Annotated in this window: 20 protein-coding genes; 13 read left to right on the forward strand and 7 right to left on the reverse strand. The window is 73.0% G+C overall.

The window, feature by feature from the left end; genetic code table 11:
- Positions 1 to 11: 11 nt before the first annotated feature.
- The 8 genes from AMK18_RS35360 (at position 12) to AMK18_RS29150 (ending at position 6,936) form a co-directional block, all read left to right on the forward strand.
- Positions 12 to 707: a hypothetical protein gene (locus AMK18_RS35360; protein ID WP_241836665.1), complete on the forward strand. Its 696-nt coding sequence runs from the start codon at positions 12 to 14 to the stop codon at positions 705 to 707.
- A gap of 176 nt (positions 708 to 883) precedes the next feature.
- Positions 884 to 1,735: a HipA family kinase gene (locus AMK18_RS29120; protein ID WP_198957103.1), complete on the forward strand. Its 852-nt coding sequence runs from the start codon at positions 884 to 886 to the stop codon at positions 1,733 to 1,735.
- Entirely contained in the window at positions 1,732 to 2,115 is a 384-nt protein-coding gene (locus AMK18_RS29125; RefSeq protein WP_018105160.1) for a DUF3037 domain-containing protein, read from the forward strand. The genes AMK18_RS29120 and AMK18_RS29125 overlap by 4 nt, the downstream gene beginning before the upstream one ends.
- Before the next feature lie 212 nt (positions 2,116 to 2,327).
- Positions 2,328 to 3,089: a 3-oxoacyl-ACP reductase FabG gene (fabG, locus tag AMK18_RS29130; RefSeq protein ID WP_018105161.1), complete on the forward strand. Its 762-nt coding sequence runs from the start codon at positions 2,328 to 2,330 to the stop codon at positions 3,087 to 3,089.
- A 20-nt stretch (positions 3,090 to 3,109) separates the two neighbouring features.
- Positions 3,110 to 3,865 (forward strand): SDR family oxidoreductase, encoded by a 756-nt coding sequence (locus AMK18_RS29135; RefSeq protein WP_026171791.1) that lies wholly within the window; start codon positions 3,110 to 3,112, stop codon positions 3,863 to 3,865.
- A 117-nt stretch (positions 3,866 to 3,982) separates the two neighbouring features.
- Positions 3,983 to 5,569, forward strand: coding sequence for an ABC transporter substrate-binding protein (locus AMK18_RS29140; RefSeq protein WP_073865119.1), 1,587 nt, complete (start codon positions 3,983 to 3,985; stop codon positions 5,567 to 5,569).
- Between the two features lie 103 nt (positions 5,570 to 5,672).
- Positions 5,673 to 6,356 carry a uracil-DNA glycosylase gene (locus AMK18_RS29145; RefSeq protein WP_073865120.1) on the forward strand — a complete coding sequence of 228 codons (684 nt, stop codon included), beginning with the start codon at positions 5,673 to 5,675 and terminating at the stop codon, positions 6,354 to 6,356.
- Between the two features lie 94 nt (positions 6,357 to 6,450).
- Positions 6,451 to 6,936, forward strand: a complete 486-nt coding sequence (locus AMK18_RS29150; protein ID WP_073865121.1) for a hypothetical protein — start codon at positions 6,451 to 6,453, stop codon at positions 6,934 to 6,936.
- Between the two features lie 22 nt (positions 6,937 to 6,958).
- Here AMK18_RS29150 and AMK18_RS29155 read toward each other — a convergent pair whose 3' ends face one another.
- The gene (locus tag AMK18_RS29155) at positions 6,959 to 7,399 is read right to left on the reverse strand and encodes a hypothetical protein (RefSeq protein ID WP_073865122.1); all 441 of its coding nucleotides are present in this window, start codon (positions 7,397 to 7,399) and stop codon (positions 6,959 to 6,961) included.
- A gap of 122 nt (positions 7,400 to 7,521) precedes the next feature.
- Positions 7,522 to 8,109: a TetR/AcrR family transcriptional regulator gene (locus tag AMK18_RS29160; protein ID WP_018105167.1), complete on the reverse strand. Its 588-nt coding sequence runs from the start codon at positions 8,107 to 8,109 to the stop codon at positions 7,522 to 7,524.
- A gap of 93 nt (positions 8,110 to 8,202) precedes the next feature.
- On the opposite strand from AMK18_RS29160, the gene AMK18_RS29165 reads away from it, so the two are divergent.
- Together AMK18_RS29165 and AMK18_RS29170 are read left to right on the forward strand one after the other, a co-directional pair.
- Positions 8,203 to 9,417 (forward strand): FAD-dependent monooxygenase, encoded by a 1,215-nt coding sequence (locus AMK18_RS29165; RefSeq protein WP_073865123.1) that lies wholly within the window; start codon positions 8,203 to 8,205, stop codon positions 9,415 to 9,417.
- Positions 9,418 to 9,437: 20 nt separating this feature from the next.
- A complete protein-coding gene (locus tag AMK18_RS29170) occupies positions 9,438 to 10,337 on the forward strand; it encodes a Gfo/Idh/MocA family protein (protein WP_073865124.1) in 900 nt (299 codons plus the stop codon).
- On the opposite strand, the gene lnt is transcribed toward AMK18_RS29170, so the two are convergent.
- On the reverse strand, positions 10,334 to 11,905 hold the full coding sequence (gene lnt, locus AMK18_RS29175) for an apolipoprotein N-acyltransferase (RefSeq protein ID WP_073865125.1): 1,572 nt from the start codon (positions 11,903 to 11,905) through the stop codon (positions 10,334 to 10,336). The two genes, AMK18_RS29170 and lnt, sit on opposite strands and share 4 nt — an antisense overlap.
- Before the next feature lie 92 nt (positions 11,906 to 11,997).
- Entirely contained in the window at positions 11,998 to 12,867 is an 870-nt protein-coding gene (locus tag AMK18_RS29180) for a universal stress protein (protein ID WP_073865256.1), read from the reverse strand.
- Between the two features lie 145 nt (positions 12,868 to 13,012).
- Here AMK18_RS29180 and AMK18_RS29185 point away from each other — a divergent pair, with 145 nt between their 5' ends.
- Entirely contained in the window at positions 13,013 to 13,390 is a 378-nt protein-coding gene (locus tag AMK18_RS29185) for a hypothetical protein (RefSeq protein WP_198957104.1), read from the forward strand.
- A gap of 53 nt (positions 13,391 to 13,443) precedes the next feature.
- On the opposite strand, the gene AMK18_RS29190 is transcribed toward AMK18_RS29185, so the two are convergent.
- Complete coding sequence (locus AMK18_RS29190; RefSeq protein ID WP_073865126.1) at positions 13,444 to 14,316, reverse strand: undecaprenyl-diphosphate phosphatase; 873 nt, start codon at positions 14,314 to 14,316, stop codon at positions 13,444 to 13,446.
- Positions 14,317 to 14,504: 188 nt separating this feature from the next.
- Complete coding sequence (locus AMK18_RS29195; RefSeq protein WP_018105174.1) at positions 14,505 to 15,221, reverse strand: TVP38/TMEM64 family protein; 717 nt, start codon at positions 15,219 to 15,221, stop codon at positions 14,505 to 14,507.
- A gap of 364 nt (positions 15,222 to 15,585) precedes the next feature.
- Here AMK18_RS29195 and tuf point away from each other — a divergent pair, with 364 nt between their 5' ends.
- Entirely contained in the window at positions 15,586 to 16,767 is a 1,182-nt protein-coding gene (gene tuf, locus AMK18_RS29200; protein WP_073865127.1) for an elongation factor Tu, read from the forward strand.
- 79 nt (positions 16,768 to 16,846) lie between these two features.
- A complete protein-coding gene (locus tag AMK18_RS29205; RefSeq protein WP_073865128.1) occupies positions 16,847 to 17,692 on the forward strand; it encodes a spermidine synthase in 846 nt (281 codons plus the stop codon).
- Here the strand turns inward: AMK18_RS29205 and AMK18_RS29210 are convergent.
- Positions 17,654 to 18,967, reverse strand: coding sequence for an MFS transporter (locus AMK18_RS29210; protein ID WP_018105177.1), 1,314 nt, complete (start codon positions 18,965 to 18,967; stop codon positions 17,654 to 17,656). The two genes, AMK18_RS29205 and AMK18_RS29210, sit on opposite strands and share 39 nt — an antisense overlap.
- Positions 18,968 to 19,017 lie beyond the last annotated feature (50 nt).

Here is a 19,017-nt window from a genome sequence, read left to right on the forward strand (position 1 = left end):
GAGGACTCGCCATGCCCGTCGGCCTGCGCGACGTCGATCCCCTTGATCGCAGTCGGTACCGAGGAATCGCCGGTATGGCCGCCGCGCAGCGCACAGTAACGGGAAAGTGGGCCATGAAACTGAAATCGTTCGGCAGGAGCATGGCTTCGATCCTGGCCGTTGCCGCCTTGAGCGCAGGCTGCTCGAACCATACGTCCGACGGCACGGCGTCGGCCGCACCAAGCAAACCCGCGTCTGCGCCCCTGCCTCCGGACAGCCTGCCCATAAAAATGAAAGAAGCCGCCGGGAAGGGCCTGGGCTTCTCCGTCCGGGATGCGACAGACCTCGGCCGGACCGTGGATTTGCAGCACACGGAACTGTGGAGGGCCTGCCTGACGAGAAAGGGAATGGCTCCGGACTCCATTGATTTCGCTGCTGTCCCGCGTGAGGAAAAGTGCCCGGATCATTGGGACGCCCATGTTCCCACGCCCAAGACGCCTGACCTCATGGGCAAGGATTTCGAGGAATCCTATGAGCAGCTGCTGAAGAAGGGGTACAACAGCCAGTTCATTGCTGTGTTCGACGGAAGCCGCGGCGCTGTCGGCCCGGAGGACGTCCCTCAGGTGCACGGGAAAATCTGCAGCCAGAGCCCGAAACCTGGCGCGCCGTACGACGCCTCGGAACACGTCGAACTGCACGTCGCGACAGGGAAGTGCCCCTCGGCCTGAATCCGCACGCGTGACGTCAGTGGCGTCTCCGCGCGGGCGTCCAGGCGCCCTCGCTCTCCCACTCTTCGTCGGCGGTCACCCTCGGTTACTATGCTCACTTCATACCGGAGGGGGCGGCCTGCGACGCGGCGCCCTCGACGGTCCGCTCGGGCAGAAGAGATGGGTGGCCTGGGAAAGTGTTGCAAGAGGTTGTCGCGACCCGCTATGTCACGCCCCTGCGTGAAGGCGGCTCGCTCCCCGGGATCGTCGAGGCCGACGACCTCGGCACGTACGTCATGAAGTTCACCGGAGCCGGGCAGGGCCGCAAGACCCTCGTCGCGGAGGTGATCTGCGGGCAGCTCGGGCGGCGGCTCGGGTTGCGGGTGCCCGAGCTCGTGCAGATCCAGCTCGACCCGGTCATCGGGCTCGCCGAGCCCGACCAGGAGGTGCAGGAGCTGCTGAAGGCCAGCGGCGGACTGAACCTCGGGATGGACTTCCTGCCCGGCTCGCTCGGCTTCGACGCGCTCGCCTACGAGGTCGACCCGCGCGAGGCCGGGCGGGTCGTCTGGTTCGACGCGCTGATCAACAACGTCGACCGGTCCTGGCGCAACCCCAACATGCTCGTCTGGCACGGCGACCTGTGGCTCATTGACCACGGCGCCACCATGATCTGGCACCACAACTGGCCCGGCGCCCAGGCGTCCGCCGCCAAGCCGTACAACGCCTCCGACCACGCGCTCGCACCCTTCGGCCCCGACATCGCGTCGGCCGCCGCCGAGCTCGCCCCGCTGGTGACGCCCGAGCTGCTCGCCGAGGCCGCCGCCGACGTCCCCGACGAGTGGCTGGTGGACGAGCCGGGCTTCGGCTCGACGGACGAGCTGCGGCAGGCGTACATGGACGCGCTGGCCGCCCGCGCCGCCACCATCCACGAGCGCATCGTCCTGGACGCGCCCACCCCCGACAAACCGTCCCAGGCCCCGGGCTGGATCACCGAACGGCTCGCCCCGCGCGGCCACGCCGCCGACGGCGAGAAGGGCGGCCGGGCATGAGCGGGCGCGATGTCTTCGAGTACGCGCTGCTGCGCGTCGTCCCCCGCGTCCAGCGCGGGGAGTGCTTCAACGCCGGGGTGGTCGTCTACTGCCGCGCCAAGGGCTTCGTGGCCGCCCGCACCGAGCTGGACGAGACCAAGCTGAAGGCGCTCGACCCCGGCGCCGACGTGACCGGCGTCCGCGCCGCGCTGCACGCCGTCGAGGGCGTCTGCCGCGGCGGTACGGACGCGGGCCAGGCCGCCGGCGACGACGCGGGCCGCCGCTTCCGCTGGCTGATCGCGCCGCGCTCCACCGTCGTACAGCCCGGTCCCGTGCACAGCGGCCTCACCGCCGACCCCGAGGCCGAGGTGGAGCGGCTGCTCGACCTGCTGGTGCGCTGATTCCCGCCCCGGCCGCCGTCCGCCCTCGCGGCACGGCGGCCCGGCGGAGTGTGACATGCGCCGCTGCGCCCGTGGCCCGTTGACACCGGGTGCCAGGGCTTCTAGCGTCTCGTCTGCTGAAGGTACTAAGCGGTTGCTCAGTCATCGGGCGGTTTCTCTCCGGAGCCCCCGACGTCCGCTGAGCCGCTATCCAAGGGCGAGGAGAGCCAAGCATGTCGACCAGCGAGCAGCGCGTAGCCATCGTGACGGGAGCGGCCCGGGGCATCGGTGCCGCCACCGCGGTACGTCTGGCGGCCGAGGGCCGTGCCGTCGCCGTACTCGACCTCGACGAGGCGGCCTGCAAGGACACCGTCGAGAAGATCACGGCCGCCGGGGGCAAGGCCCTCGCCGTCGGCTGCGACGTGTCGGACAGCGCCCAGGTCGAGGCCGCCGTCGCGCGGGTCGCCGCCGAGCTCGGCGCCCCGACCATCCTCGTCAACAACGCGGGCGTGCTCCGCGACAACCTCCTCTTCAAGATGAGCGAGTCCGACTGGGACACCGTGATGAACGTGCACCTCAAGGGCGCGTTCCTGATGGCGAAGGCCGTCCAGAAGCACATGGTGGACGCCAAGTTCGGCCGTATCGTGTCGCTGTCCTCCTCCTCGGCGCTCGGCAACCGCGGCCAGGCCAACTACGCGGCGGTCAAGGCCGGTCTCCAGGGCTTCACCAAGACCCTCGCCAAGGAGCTCGGCAAGTTCGGCATCACCGCCAACGCCGTCGCGCCCGGCTTCATCGTCACCGAGATGACCGCGCAGACCGCGGCCCGCGTCGGCATGGGCTTCGAGGAGTTCCAGGCGGCCGCCGCCACGCAGATCCCGGTCCAGCGCGTCGGCGTCCCCGACGACATCGCCAACGCCATCGCCTTCTTCGCGGGCGACGCGGCCGGCTTCGTCTCCGGCCAGGTCATGTACGTGGCCGGCGGACCGCTCAACTGACCCGAAGGGCTGCGGACATCATGACTGTGCAGGACAGCGGCAAGGTCGCGCTGATCACCGGCGCGAGCCGGGGGATCGGCTACGGCATCGCGCAGGCCCTCGTGGAGCGCGGCGACCGGGTGTGCATCACCGGGCGCAACGAGGACGCCCTGAAGGAGGCCGTCGAGACGCTCGGCGCCGACCGGGTCATCGGCGTCGCCGGCAAGGCGCACGACGAGGCGCACCAGGCGGTGGCCGTCGAGCGCACCATGGAGGCGTTCGGCCGGGTCGACTTCCTGGTCAACAACGCCGGCACCAACCCGGTCTTCGGGCCGATCGCGGAGCTCGACCTGAACGTCGCCCGCAAGGTCTTCGAGACCAACGTGGTCTCGGCGCTCGGCTTCGCCCAGCAGACCTGGAAGGCGTGGCAGAAGGAGAACGGCGGGGCGATCGTCAACATCGCCTCGGTCGCCGGGGTCTCGGCCTCGCCCTTCATCGGCGCGTACGGCATGAGCAAGGCGGCCATGGTCAACCTGACCCTCCAGCTGGCGCACGAGTTCGCGCCGGTGGTCCGGGTCAACACGATCGCCCCGGCGGTCGTCAAGACCCGCTTCGCCCAGGCGCTGTACGAGGGCCGCGAGGAGGAGGCGGCCGCCGCCTACCCGCTCGGCAGGCTGGGCGTTCCGGAGGACATCGGCGGCGCGGCCGCCTTCCTCACCTCCGACCAGTCCGCGTGGATCACGGGCCAGACCCTGGTGGTCGACGGGGGCATTTTCCTGAATGCCGGAGTCGGCTGATCCGGCCTGGGCCGATATGGCCCCGATTGCCTCAAGTGCCTCGCCGGGCCAGCGGATTGACCCGGCGGGGCGCTGCGGTATGGTCTGCCGACCCATGGCTGATCGAGGAGCGTGCACGTGTTCTACCGGGCCAGTCTGCAAGCCGCTGCAGCCCTTGCGTCCCTGTCCTTGCTGGCCGGCTGCGGGCTGTTGCCCGGCGGCGGCTCGGAGGTGGACCAGAAGCTCGCTGTCGGCACGACCAGTGAGCCTTCGACCCTGGACCCGGCGGCGGCGTGGGACGGCTCCTGGGAGCTGATGCGGAATGTGTTCCAGACCCTGGTGAGCTTCCCCACCGGCAGTACGAAGCCCGAGCCGGACGCGGCCGAGGAGTGCAGGTTCACCGATCGCACCAGCACCGCCTACCGGTGCACGCTCCGCGAGGGGCTGAAGTTCTCCAACGGCGACAAGCTGGACGCGGCGGCCGTGAAGTACTCCATCGACCGGATCTCGGAGATCGGCGTCAAGGGCGGCCCCGTCGGCATGCTCGGCTCGCTGGACCGGGTCGAGACCAAGGGCGACGACGTCGTCATCTTCAACCTGAAGAAGCCCGACGCCACCTTCCCCTTCGTGCTGGCCACCCCGGCCATGTCCCTGGTCGCGCCGAGTGCGTACTCGAAGCACAAGATCCGCGACGACGGCAAGGTCACCGGCTCCGGCCCCTACCTGCTGGACTCCTACAAGCAGGGCGACCGCTCCGAACTGGTGAAGAACCCCGATTACAAGGGGTTCGCCGACCGCAAGAACGACGCCGTGACCATCCGGTACTTCAAGGAGTCCGGCGCCATGGTGAAGGCGCTCCGGAACAACGAGATCGACGCCACCTACCGCGGCCTGTCCGCCGAGGACGTCGTCAGCATCGAGGACAGCAGGACCAACGGCAAGGGCAGCGACCTCCAGATCGTCGAGTCCACCGGTGCCGACATCCGCTTCCTGGTCTTCAACCCGGCCGACCCCGCTGCCGGGAAGCCGGCCGTCCGGCGGGCGATAGCCCAGCTGGTCGACCGGGACGCGCTGGTCGCCAAGGTCTACCGGGGCACGGCCGAACCGCTGTACTCGATGGTCCCGAAGGGCATCGCCGCGCACACCACCTCCTTCTTCGACACCTTCGGCAACCCCAGCAAGGACAAGGCCCGCCAGATCCTGGCCGACGCGCACATCACCACGCCCGTCCCCATGACCTTCTGGTACACCACCGACCGCTACGGCTCCTCGACGGAGCCCGAGTTCAACGAGCTCAAGCGTCAGCTGGAGTCGTCCGGGCTCTTCCGCATCACCCTGAAGCACCGGCCGTGGAAGACCTTCCAGGAGGGCTTCACCAAGGGCGAGTACCCGGTCTTCGGCCGGGGCTGGTTCCCGGACTTCCCGGACCCGGACAACTTCATCGCCCCCTTCGTGGGCAAGAACAGCGTCACGGGCACGCCCTACGCGCAGGACGAGATCACCAAGCAGCTGCTGCCCCAGTCCCGCAAGCAGAGCGACCGGGGCACGGTCGGCAAGGAGTTCGAGCGGGCCCAGGAGATCCTGGTGGACGATGTACGGCTGCTGCCGCTGTGGCAGGGCAAGCTGTACGTGGCGGCAGGCGAGGACATCGGCGGCGGCGAGCGCGCCCTGGACCCGCAGACCGTCATGCAGATGTGGGAGCTGTACCGCAAGGCCAGCTGGTAGCACCGCGCGCGGGCGGGCCCCGGTGGCCCGCCCGGACCGCGTTGTCAGTGGCGCCCGGTAGGTTCTGGGAGCAAGAACGGATTGCTTACCGGAGGTTGTTCACGTGACCGACACCGACCTGCTGCCCGAGTCCTGGCGCGGCGTCCTCGGCGAAGAGCTGCAGAAGCCGTACTTCAAGGAGCTCACCGAGTTCGTGGAGGAGGAGCGCGCCGCGGGACCGGTCTACCCGCCCCGGGAGCAGGTGTTCGCGGCCCTGGAAGCGACCCCGTACGACAAGGTGAAGGTCCTCGTCCTCGGCCAGGACCCGTACCACGGCGAGGGCCAGGGCCACGGCCTGTGCTTCTCCGTGCGGCCCGGCGTGAAGACCCCGCCCTCGCTGCGCAACATCTACAAGGAGATGAAGGAGGAGCTGGGCCTGCCCGTCCCGGACAACGGCTATCTGATGCCGTGGGCCGAGCAGGGCGTCCTGCTGCTCAACGCCGTGCTCACCGTCCGCGCGGGCGAGGCCAACTCGCACAAGGGCAAGGGCTGGGAGAAGGTCACCGACGCCGTGATCCGCGCCGTCGCCGCCCGCCCCGACCCGGCGGTCTTCGTCCTCTGGGGCAACTACGCGCAGAAGAAGCTCCCCCTGATCGACACCGAGCGCCATGTGGTGGTGAAGGGCGCGCACCCCTCGCCGCTGTCGGCGAAGAAGTTCTTCGGCTCCCGCCCGTTCACGCAGATAAACGAGGCCATCGCCCAGCAGGGCCACCAGCCCATCGACTGGCGCATCCCCGACCTGGGCTGATCCGGCCCCGAGCCTCCACGCGTCCGCCCGTCCCGGCGGCTAGCGTCGGAAGCCGGACCGCCGGTTTCGGGCGGACGGGCGCGAGGAGGCCGTGGTGACGGAGCAGCGGGAGGCGTCGGAGGACGTCTTCATGACCAGGATCGGCCAGGCGGTCATGCTGCTGCACGGAGGCGACCGGGAAGAGGCCCGCAACCGCTTCACCGTGCTCTGGACCGAGATCGGCGACGAGGGCGACGCCCTGCACCGGTGCACCCTGGCGCACTACATGGCCGATACGCAGGACGACCCCGCCGACGAACTGGCCTGGGACCTGCGCGCGCTGACCGCCGCCCGGGCCCTGGCCGACGAAGGCGCGGCCGGAGACCGGGACGCGCTGGCGATGCGCGCCTTCTACCCCTCGCTGCACCTCAACCTCGCCGCGGACTACATGAAGCTCCAGCGCCCGGGTGCCGCCCGGGACCACCTGGAGCGGGCCCGGGCGGCCTCGGAGGTGCTGGCCGACGACGGCACGGACGACGGTTACGGGGGCGGCGTCCGGGCGGCGATCGGCCGGCTGGAACGGCGGCTGCGCGAGTGGTGACCGGCGCCTCCGGAGCGCCGCCTCACCGCCCGTAGGTGCGGTCGCAGATCCTGGACTGCGGGCTGCCCGCCGGCCAGTGGCCGTAGCCCCTGCCGAGATCGCACACCCCGGACCCGCCGCCGGGCGCGGGCAGGACGGGTGCGGGCGGCGGCGGGGCGATCCGGCGCGGCAGCGGCAGGTCCGGGGCGGGCGCGGGCCGCTGCGGCAGCGCGAGGCGCGGTTCGCCGAGCGGTGCGGCCGGGCGCTCCGGCGACGGCTTGCGCGCGGCGGACGGCGAGGCCGTGCGGGACGGCTTCGCCTTCGGTACGGCCTCCAGCGTGTCGTGGACCGGCGGCCCGGCGGTCTGCGGGGCCAGGTCGTGGGCCGGCCGACCGGCCCCGGGGCGCGGCGGCGCGGCCGGATGCGGCTGGACGGACACGCACCCGGTCAGGGTCGCGACCGCGAGGCAGACCAGGAGTTTCACGGCGGTTCTCGTTCGTTGCACGTGATCAACTCTGCGGGCCCGGTGGCCGCTCCATGCCTCCGTCGCCCCCGATCCGCCCGCACGAGTGACGCCGGTCAGCACGGCGCCGCCGCAACGGCGCGTCAGGACCCCAGCATCCCGCGCAGCAGCTCGCCGAAGCCGGTGCGCAGCTCCGCCTCGCTCGGTACGGAGCGGTGGTAGGAGCCGGCCGCGCACGAGAACATCAGCCCCTCGCACCAGGCGACCAGGGACAGAGTGTGCCGTTCCGGGTCCGGCGACCCGGCCGCGGTCATCAGCGCCACCAGGGGCGCGCGGAACTGCAGGCCCGTCGCGTCGAAGAACTCCCGCAGCTCGGGGCGGCGGGTGGCCTCCAGCGCCAGTTCGTACCGGCAGACCAGCAGCTCCGGGTGGTGCGTCAGATAGCGGTGCAGGGCCCGGGCAAGACCCGCGACCAGCTCGCCGGTGTCCGTGCCCGCCCCGAGTCCGCCGGGTGCGAGGACCCGCGCCTCGCGCTCCGCGAGGCGTCGCACCGCCGTCTCGAGGAGGGCCTGCCGGGTCCGGGCGTGGTTCGACGTCGAGCCCTGGGGCAGTCCGGCCCGCTCGTCCACCGCCCGGTGCGTCAGCCCCCGCATGCCGCGCTCCGCGAGGAGGGCGAGCGCGGCGTCGGCGATCAGTTCGGCCCGGTCGGAGCCGGTGGGGCGTGCGGTCATGGGGTCAACCTACCGCCGGAACTACAGCTGTAGTACGTTGGGCCATGGCACTACAGATGTAGTTTCCGCGCACCTCGAACCGGAGGGAAAGCCATGGACAAGCGCCGTGCGGTCGTCATCGGCAGCGGGATCGGCGGCCTCACCGCCGCCCTCGCCCTGCACCGGTCCGGCTGGCAGGTCACCGTGCTGGAACGCGCCGGATCCCTGGAGCCCGTCGGCGCCGGTATCGGCCTCGCCCCCAACGCCCAGCGCGCGCTCGACGTCGTCGGGCTCGGCGACGAGATCAGGTCCCTGGCCGCCTGGCAGGGCGAGGGCGGAATGCGCGCGCCGTCCGGCCGCTGGCTCGCGCGCACCGACGCCGCCGCGGCGGCCGAGCGCTTCGGCGGCCCGCTCGTCCTCGTGCACCGCTCCCTCCTCATCGACCGCATCGCCGCCCGGCTCCCCGCCGACGCCCTCCGCACCGGCTGCCCGGCCCGCCTGGCCGACCCAGGCACCGCGGGCGGCGCCCCCGCCGTCGTCGGTACGCCGACGGGGACGATCGAGGCCGAACTCGTCGTCGGTGCCGACGGCATCCACTCCGGCGTCCGGAGCGCCCTCTTCCCGGACGCCCCCGGCCCCTCCTACGCGGGCTTCACCACCTGGCGCGTCGTCGTCCCGGCCCCGGACCGCCCCTTCCCGCCGCACGAGACCTGGGGGCGCGCCGCGCTGTGGGGCACCCAGCCGCTCAAGGACGGCAGGATCTACGCCTACGCGGCGGCGACCGCCCCCGCCGGGGCCCGGGCCGCCGACGACGAGAAGGCCGAACTCCTCCGCCGCTTCGGCGACTGGCACGACCCGGTCCCCGGGATCATCGCCGCCACCGCACCGGAGGAGATTCTCCGCAACGACGTGTACCGCATGGCCGACCCGCTCCCCGCCTTCCACCGGGGCCGCGCCGCGCTGCTCGGGGACGCCGCCCACGCCATGGCCCCCACCCTCGGCCAGGGCGGCAATCAGGCCATCGAGGACGGCATTGTCCTCGCCCACCGGGTGGCCCCCGGCCGGGACCTGGGCGCCGGCCTCGCCGCGTACACCGCCGACCGGCTGCCGCGTACCGCCGCCGTCGTCCGCAAGGCCGACCGGGTCGCCCGGCTCATGAGCCTGACCAGTGCGCCGGCCGTCGCCGCCCGCGACCTCCTCATGGCCACCGTCTCGCGGCTCGGCCCCGGGCTCGTCCTGCGCACCTTCGACGGGATCGCCGACTGGCGGCCCCCGGGCGCCACGTATGCTGCCGGGACGACGGAGGAGGCGCCCGGCACACGGCGCTGACCAGCGAGAGGAACAACCCTGTGAAGGTCGGCTGCATCGGGCTCGGGGACATCGCGCGGAAGGCGTACCTGCCGGTGCTCGGCACCCTGCCGGGCATCGAACTCCACCTCCAGACCCGCAACCCGGCCACCCTGGCCGAGGTCGCCGCCGCCCACCGCATCCCGGCGGACCGGTGCCACCAGGACCTGGACGCGCTGCTCGCCCAGGGGCTCGACGCCGCGTTCGTGCACGCCGCGACCGCCGCCCACCCCGAGATCGTGGGCCGGCTGCTCGAAGCGGGCGTCCCCACGTACGTCGACAAGCCGCTCGCGTACACGCTGGAGGAGTCCACCCGCCTGGTGGAGCTCGCCGAGGCGCGCTCCACCGGCCTCGCCGTCGGCTTCAACCGCCGGCTGGCCCCGGGTTACGCCCAGTGCGCTGAGCACCCGCGCGAGCTGATCCTCCTCCAGAAGAACCGGGTCGGGCTCCCCGAGGAACCCCGGACCATGGTCTACGACGACTTCATCCACGTCGTGGACACCCTGCGCTTCCTGGCGCCCGGCCCGGTCGAGCGGACCGTGGTGAGCGGCCGGCTCGTGGACGGCCTGCTGCACCACGTGGTGCTCCAGCTGTCCGGCGACGGCTTCACCGCGATCGGCGCGATGAACCGGCTCAGCGGCTCGACCGAGGAGCGGCTCGAAGTGTCGGGCCAGGACTCCAAGCGCGAGGTGCTCAACCTCGCGGAGGTCATCGACCACAAGGGCCAGCCGAGCGTGCGACGCCGCGGCGACTGGGTCCCGGTGGCCCGTCAGCGCGGCATCGAGCAGGCCGTCCTGGCGTTCCTGGACGCCGTCCGCGACGGCCGCCCGCTGAGCGCCCGCGACGCCCTGGAGACCCACGAACTGTGCGAACGCGTCCTGCGGGAGCTCGACGCGGCCTAGACAGCCTGCGCCGCCGCCCGCGTGCGCCTCCGGGCCCGCACCCCCCGTACGCCCTCCGCCGTGCAGAAGACGGCCAGCACCCCCAGCGCCCCGTACACCGGCCAGTCGCCCAGGCGCACGTACAGCGTCGTGCCCCGGGCCAGCGGCACCCCGTAGACGGCGGTGCCGCTGGTGTCCGTGCCGAGCCGGGGCCCGACCGCCTCGCCGTGCGGCCCGTACACCGCGCTCACGCCCGTGAGGGTGGCGTGCACCATCGGGCGGCCGCTCTCCGCCGCCCGCAGCGCGCCCAGCGAGGCGTGCTGGCCCGGTGCCCAGCCGTGCTGGAAGGAGGACGTGGAGGACTGGGCGACCAGGAGCCCCGCGCCGTCCCGGACCAGACGCCGGCTCATGTCCGGGAACGCGGACTCGAAGCAGACCAGCGGGCCGAGACGCAGCCCGTCCGCGCCGGGCACCCGCATCGTGACCGGGCCCGTGCCGCGCAGCCGGTCCTCGCCCGCCGCCCGGCCCATCGAGGTCGCCCAGCCGAGCGCCGAGCGGGCCGGGATGTACTCGCCGAACGGCACCAGCCGCATCTTGTCGTACCGGTCACCGGTGAGCCCGTCCGGACCGACCAGCACGGCGCTCTTGAAGATCCCGGTGCGCCCCGCCGCGTCGGTCTGCCGGGCGTCCACGTTCACCAGGACGTCCGCGCCCACCGCTCGCGACAGCGCCGCCAGCCGGGCCGCGATCTCCGGCCGCCGGACCGGATCGACGCCGACGCTGCTCTCGCCCCACACCACCAGGTCGACGTCCTTGCCGGCGAGCGACCGCGTCAGCTTCTCGCTGAGGGCGAACCTCCGCTGAATGCTCCCCGGACCCTCCACGATCCCCGGCTGCACGACGGCCACCCGGGCCGTGCCCGTCCGCTCGGGCTGCGGCGCCCACATCCAGGCCGCACCGGCCACCAGCGCCCCCACCAGGAGCGACACCGCGGCGACGGCCCGGGCGGCGGAGTGCACAAGGAGCACGGCCACCGCCGTGTTCACCGCCACCACCAGCAAGGTCACCAGCCACACCCCGCCCACCGAGGCCAGCCGGAGCGCCGGTTCCACCTGCCACTGGCTCGCCCCCAGCAGCCCCCACGGGCCGCCCAGCGCCTCCCACGACCGCACCAGCTCGATCATCAGCCAGCCGCACGGCACCACGACCACCGCCGCGGCCGCCGCCCACCCGCTCACCCGACCCCGCAGCAGCCGGTGCGCCAGCAGCCCCCACGGCGCCCACAGCAGACCGAGCAGCGCCGCGAGGATCACGATGAACACATGCAGGCTGGGCATCAGCCAGTGGTGCACGGCGATCATGTAACCCGTGCCGCCCAGCCACGCGTCCCGCGCCGCCGCGCGCCCGGTCCCGGCGGACCGGACCAGCAACAGCAGCGGGACCAGGCAGACATAGGCGAACCACCACAGCGAGGGCGCGGGGAAGGCCAGGGCCGGCAGTGCACCGGCCACCAGCGCCGCGGCCACGCGCGCCGGAGTCCGGTCCAGCACGCGCGCGCCGCGCTCGCGCCATCCGGTCCACGCATCCATGCCGCACCTCCTCGCCCCGCCCGCCGGCAGGTCCGTCCGCCGTCCGGTCCCGATCTTCTGCCCAGTGTGCGGCAGCGGACGCGGTCCGGCTCTCAGCAGGGGACGACGGCCACCGGGCCCATCGCGTGCGTGAGGGTCGTGTGCGCCACCGGCGAAAGGCCGAGGCCCAGCGACTCACCGCCCCGCCGCCGCCCGATGACGGTCAGCGAGGCCGTCGCGGACGCGGTGACCAGGGTGCGTGTCGCGGAACCGTTGACCGGCTCCTTCATCACCTCGACCTGCGGAAACCGGGCGCGCCAGCCTGCGGTCAGCTCGGCCAGCGACCGCTCGGCCGCGTCCGCCGCCGCGTCCCGGTCGAAGACCGGCCCGCCCGACAGCATGGACGAGAACATCGTCCAGCCGTGCACGATCCGCAACCGGGCGCCCCGGTGCGCCGCCGCCGTCTCGAAGGCGAAGTCCAGCACCCCTTCGCTGCTCTCGTCGGCGGCCACCCCGGCGACGATGTCCGCGAAGACCTCGCCCGCGTCCGCACCGGCCGGCTCCTCGTCGTCCCGGCCGCCGTGCACGATCACCACGGGACACTTCGCCATGGACGCCGTCGCCAGGCTGTTGGACCCCAGCATCAGCGACCGGAACCCGCCGAGCCCCCGCGAGCCGAGCACCAGCAGCGAGGCGTCCCGGCTCAGTGAGACCAGCGCCGCCGACGGGAAGTCGAGCGGTGCCAGCGTGGTGGGCCGCAGCCCCGGAGCGACCTGCGCCACCCGGCGCACGGCCGACGCCAGCAGCTCGCCCGCCTCCCGCTCCTGCGCCTCCTGGCCGGTGCGCCGGGCCAGCTGCCTGACGTGCACGATGAGCAGCGGCCAGTCCCGTACGACCGCCTCACGGGCCGCCCAGTCCAGTGCGTCGAAGCTGTGCGAGGAGCCGTCGACCGCCGCGATCACGGGAAGCTCGGTGCCGCTCATGGGTTCCTCTCCGCCGTCCGGACCTGCTTCGTACGCTACGGCGGCGCGGGCGCCGGTGCCGAGGCGGAGGCGGCCGTCCGGGCCCCGGCACGGCATACCGTCGCACGTCGTAGTGCGGGTGGGCCGGGCCGCCTATGCTCGCGGGATGGAGCAGAGCGAAGTGGTGAAGCGTGTGGTCGGCATCCTCACCGAGGCGGGGGAGATGCGCCGGCTGCTGGAGGAGAACCCGGACCGCGACGACGCCGACACCGACTCGACCGTGGTGACCGCCCTACTCAACGAGACCATGCCCCGGATCGCCATCCCGGAGGACGCCACGGTCGAGGACGTGGTGGTGGTCGTCGGACGCGAGGTCGGGGGAGCGGTGGAACAGCTAGTCGGGGCGTTCACCCTGGCGTTCGCCATGCTGGCCCAGATCCACGACTCCGGGCAGACGGACGTCACCTCGGCGGACGTCCTCCAGGACCTCGCCCTGCGCGCCGAGCAGTTCGGCGCCGAGGGCCCCGACGACACGGAGCTCTGACAAGAACGCCGCCGCCCCCTGCCGAGGCAGGGGGCGGCGGCGTTCTGCGGAGGTCAGCCCGCCGACTCACCCGCGTGCGGGCTCAGCACATCGGCGCCGACGAGGATGAAGAGCAGGACGCCCAGGACGATCCGGTAGATCACGAACGGCATGAAGCTCTTCGTCGTGATGAACTTCATGAACCACGCGATGACCGCGTACCCCACCCCGAACGCGATGACCGTGGCGAAGAGCGTCGGGCCCCAGGAGACGTGCCCCTCGCCCGCGTCCTTCAGCTCGAAGACGCCCGAGGCGAGCACCGCCGGGACGGCCAGCAGGAACGAGTAACGCGCCGCCGCCTCCCGGGTGTAGCCCATCAGCAGACCGCCGCTGATCGTGGCGCCGGACCGCGAGACGCCGGGGACGAGGGCCATCGCCTGGCAGCAGCCGTAGATGAGGCCGTCCTTGACGCCCAGTTCGCGCAGGGTCTTGCGCTGCTTGCCGGCCCGGTGCCGGCCGCCCTTCTCGTCGCGGGCGGCCATCCGGTCCGCGATGCCCAGCACGATGCCCATCACGATCAGGGTGGTGGCGATCAGCCGCAGATCGCGGAACGGGCCCTCGATCTGGTCCTGGAACGCCAGGCCGAGCACGCCGATCGGGATGGAGCCGACGATGACCAGCCAGCCCATCTTGGCGTCGTGGTCGCCGCGCATCGAACGGTTCGTCAGCGACCTGAACCACGCCGAGACGATCCGCGCGATGTCCTTGCGGAAGTAGATGAGGACCGCGGCCTCCGTGCCGATCTGGGTGATCGCGGTGAAGGCCGCGCCCGGGTCCTGCCAGTCGGCGAACGCCGCGGTGAGCCGCAGATGCGCGCTGGAGGAGATCGGCAGGAACTCGGTCAGTCCCTGGACGAGGCCGAGGACGAACGATTCGAACCAGCTCATGGGGCTTGGGCCATCCCGGGGTACTCGTGCACCGGCCACCGGCGTCGGGCGCAGGCGTCGGGCGGTTTGCGGTCACGCGAGGACAGGGCCCGGCCGGGGCCCTGTCTCGTCTGTCGGTCGCGGGCAGCGTATCGCCCCCGGGTGAACAGCCGGTCACACCCCCCGCGCGGCCGGGCAGGTCGCGGTCCTCAGGCGCCCAGGCGGTGGCGGCGGCGCCAGGCGACCACAGCCGCTGCGGCCCCCGTCAGCACGATGAAGCCCATCGCCGCCAGGAACGCGGGCGAGGTCGGCGACGACGCCTCGCTGCCCGCCACCACATAGGCGGCGGTGTTCGGCACCGAGCCCAGGCCCGTCGCCACGAGGAACGGCGGATAGCCCATGCGCGAGACGGCCGCGCAGTAGTTGGCGGCGGCGAACGGCACCCCGGGGAAGAGCCGCAGCGCCAGCATCGAGCGGAAGCCGTGCCGGCTCAGCTGCCCGTCCGCCGCCCGCAGCCAGCGCCCCCGCACCAGGGTGCGCAGGGCGTCCTGGCCCAGGACCCGGCCCAGCATGAAGGAGACCCCCGCGCCCAGCACCGTGCCGCCGATCGCCGCCGCGAGCCCGGCCTGCGCCCCGAACAGGGCGCCCGCCGCGAGGTTCAGCAGCGGACGCGGCACGAACGCCACCGTGCAGACGCCGTACGCGAGTCCGAAGAGCACCACCGCCGTGGAACCGCCGCTCAGCTCCCCGAGCCGGCCCGAGGTCAGCAGCCGCTGCGGATCCAGGAGCAGCATGGCCGTCGCGGCGGCCACCAGCACGGCGACGAGCAGCGAGAGCCGGGACCACGGCGACAGCAGCACCCGCGTGCAGCGCACGGCGAGGCCGGGGGCCGGGGCGGGCCGGGCGGCGGGGACGGTGTCGAGCATTCGGGGAGACTAACCGACAAAGGTGTGTGATCGCCGTAATGCGCCCCCGCCGGGTCCACGCCCGCCCGCGCCCAATCCCCGTACGGCCCGCCGTAATTCGCTCGACGGGCGGGCGGCCCTTCGGAGATGATCGGCGCATGTCCCGGTACGCCTTCCTCGCAGCGCCGTCCGCAGTCGCGGACGCGCCGAAGGCTGCCGTGTGCACCCTCGCAGCAGGTGGCGCCGCAGCGGTCACCGCTGCCGCAGCGCCCCTCGGCGGCGCCCGAAGCTGACCCTCCCCCGGCCGTCCGGCGGACCCCGCGAGGGGAGGGTCGGCCGGCCCCGGGGTCCTCACGTCACGCTTCGCATCCCAAGGAATGAACCCATGCCCAAGACGGCATACGTGCGCACCAAGCCGCACCTCAACATCGGCACCATGGGCCACGTCGACCACGGCAAGACGACCCTGACCGCCGCCATCACCAAGGTGCTCAGCGACCGCGGCACCGGCACCTTCGTCCCCTTCGACCGCATCGACCGCGCGCCCGAGGAGGCGCAGCGCGGCATCACCATCAACATCGCGCACGTCGAGTACGAGACCGGCACCCGGCACTACGCGCACATCGACATGCCCGGTCACGCCGACTACATCAAGAACATGGTCACCGGGGCCGCCCAGCTCGACGGGGCGATCCTCGTCGTCTCCGCGGTCGACGGGATCATGCCGCAGACCGCCGAGCACGTCCTGCTCGCCCGCCAGGTGGGCGTCGACCACATCGTGGTCGCGCTCAACAAGGCGGACGCAGCCGATGACGGCGAGGACGCAGTGCTGACCGACCTGGTCGAGCTGGAGGTCCGCGAGCTGCTGTCCGCGCACGGCTACGGCGGCGACACGGTGCCCGTCGTACGGGTGTCGGGGCTGCGGGCGCTGGAGGGTGACCCACGCTGGACGGGGGCCGTGGAGGCGCTGCTCGACGCCGTCGACACCTATGTGCCGATGCCGGTGCGCTACACCGACGCGCCGTTCCTGCTGCCGGTGGAGAACGTCCTGACCATCACCGGCCGGGGCACGGTCGTCACCGGCGCGGTGGAGCGCGGCACGGTCCGCGTCGGCGACCGGGTGTCGGTGCTCGGCCCGGACATCGAGACGGTCGTCACCGGCCTGGAGACCTTCGGCAAGCCGATGGAGTCCGCCGAGGCCGGCGACAACGTCGCGCTGCTCCTGCGCGGCGTCGAGCGCGACCGGGTGCGCCGCGGCCATGTGGTCGCGGCGCCGGGCAGCGTCAGCCCGAGCCGGCGCTTCACCGCGCGGGTGTACGTCCTGTCGGGGCGCGAGGGCGGCCGCACCACCCCGGTCACCACCGGGTACCGGCCGCAGTTCTACATCCGCACGGCCGACGTGGTCGGCGACGTGGACCTCGGCGAGGCGGCGGTCGCACGCCCCGGCGACACGGTCACCCTGACCGTCGAGCTGGGCCGGGACGTCCCGCTGGAGCCGGGCCTCGGCTTCGCGATCCGCGAGGGCGGCCGCACGGTCGGCGCGGGCACCGTCACGGAGCTGCTCTGAGCCGTACGGGCCCTGGGGCCCGCCTTTCCCGATCCCGGGGGAGGCGGGCCCCCTTCGCGTCAGCCCGCACAATGGGGGAGTGAACGAGTCGATACCCGTCATCCGGGACGTGGACCACGGCACCGCACGCCTCCTCCCGGACGTGGACCGGGAGCGGGCCTGGCTGCTCACGGTCGACGGCGCCCCGCAGTCCTACGTCGACCTCGACGCGCCCGAGCACCTGGAGTTCGAGTACGCCCGCCGGCTCGGCCACGTCGTGGACTGCGCGGCGGACCCGGGCGAACCGCTGGACGTCCTGCACCTGGGCGGCGGCGGCCTCACCCTGCCCCGCTACGTCGCGGCCACCCGCCCCGGCTCCCGGCAGGAGGTGGCGGACGCGGACCGGGGTCTCGTCGGCCTCGTCGCGGAGCACCTGCCGCTGCCCGCGGACTGCGGCATCACCGTGCACGCGGCGGACGCCCGCGCCAGGCTGGAGGCGACCGCTCCCGGCTCGGTGGACCTGCTGATCGCGGACGTCTTCGGCGGGTCCCGGGTCCCCGCCCACCTCACCTCGGTCCCGTACGCCCGGGCGGCGGCGCGGGCGCTGCGGCCGGACGGGATCTACGCCGCGAACCTGGCCGACGGGCCGCCGTTCGGCTTCCTGCGCTCGCAGCTGGCCACGTTCGCCGCGGTCTTCGATGAGCTGGCGCTGATCGCGGAGCCGGGCGTGCTGCGCGGCCGCCGCTTCGGCAACGTGGTCCTGGTCGCCTCCCGTGCCCCGTTCGACGTACCGGCGCTGGCCCGCCGGTGCGCGGCGGACGCGTTCGCGGCGCGGGTGGAGCACGGCGCGTCGCTGGCCGCGTTCGTCAACGGGGCGCGGCCGGTCGGGGACGAGGACGCGGTGGCGTCACCCGAGCCGCCCGACGGCGCCTTCAGCCTCGGCTGAGGTGGGCGGCACGAGCGGGGCGGCGGCCACTTCGACCGTCTCGGACCTGCGGGTCAGGTTGCGTACGTCCGGAACGAACAGCACCGCACCCGTGACGAGCACGACCAGGCCCGCGCACCCCCACAGCGCCTGGGAGCGCCCGACCAGCGACTCGACCGGTCCCGCGAGAGCGGTGGCGACCGGCACCATGGCCACCGAGCCGAACCAGTCGTAGGCGGCGACGCGCGAAAGCTTCTCCTCCGGGATCTCCTGGTGCATGGCCGTCATCCAGGAGACGCCGAACACCTCGATCGCCGTACCGGTGACGAACATCACCAGGCAGAGCCAGTACGCCGACAACGGCACCGCGAGCCCGGCCGACGGCAGGGCCAGCGGGAAGACGCAGAGCGTTCCGGCCAGCAGCAGCCGGCGCGGTTTCCACCGCATCATCAGCAGCGCCCCGGCCAGGTTGCCGACGCCGAACGCGGCGAGCGCGAAGCCCCAGGGCCGGGCGCCGCCGAGCGAGTCGCGGGCGACCAGCGGACCGTAGACCGCCTCGGCCGCTCCGACGGCGGCGACCACCACGGAGAACTGGGCGACGATGGCCCACAGCCACGGGCGGCCCGTGAACTCCTGCCAGCCGTCCCGCAGGTCCGCGAGCAGCCCGCCCCCGGGCTCACGGGCCGGGATGTGGCTGACGTCGAGGAAGGCGCGCAGGGCCCCGGCGACCGCGAAGGCGGCCGCGTCGACGGCGAGCACCCAGCCAGGGTCCATGGCGGCGATCATGGCGCCGCCGAGGGCCGCGCCGCCGATCGCGGCGCCCTGCGTCGACATCCGGAAGAGCGCGAAGGCGCGGCTCGCCTGTTCGCCGCTGACGCTCGACATCAGCATGCCCTCGGCCGCCGGGCCGAAGAACGCCTGCCCGGTGCCGCAGAGCGCGGTGAGCAGCATCATCTGCCACAGCTGTGGGTCGCCGGCCAGGACCAGCAGGGCGAAGAGCGCCTGCGAGACGCAGTTGAGGGTGTTGGCCGCGACCATCACCCGGTGGCGCGGGATCCGGTCGGCGATCGCCCCGCCGATGAGCAGGAACAGCACCAGCGGCACGGTCTTGGCGGCGGCGACGAGACCGACGTCACCGGCGTCGCCGCCCGACTGGAGAACCGCGAACGCCGCCGCGATCAGCGCGCCGTGGGTGCCCAGGGCGGTGATGATCGAGGCGGCGGTCAGCAGCCGGTAGTTGCGGCCCGCCGGGGCGGGTCGGGTGGTGCGGGGGGCGGGGGCGGCTGCGTCGGTCACTCAGGGACTATCGCGGCCGCCGCCCGGTTGTGCAAATGAGTTCCCGGACC

It is taken from the genome of Streptomyces sp. CB01249 (assembly GCF_001905735.1).
Classification (GTDB): Bacteria; Actinomycetota; Actinomycetes; order Streptomycetales; family Streptomycetaceae; genus Streptomyces.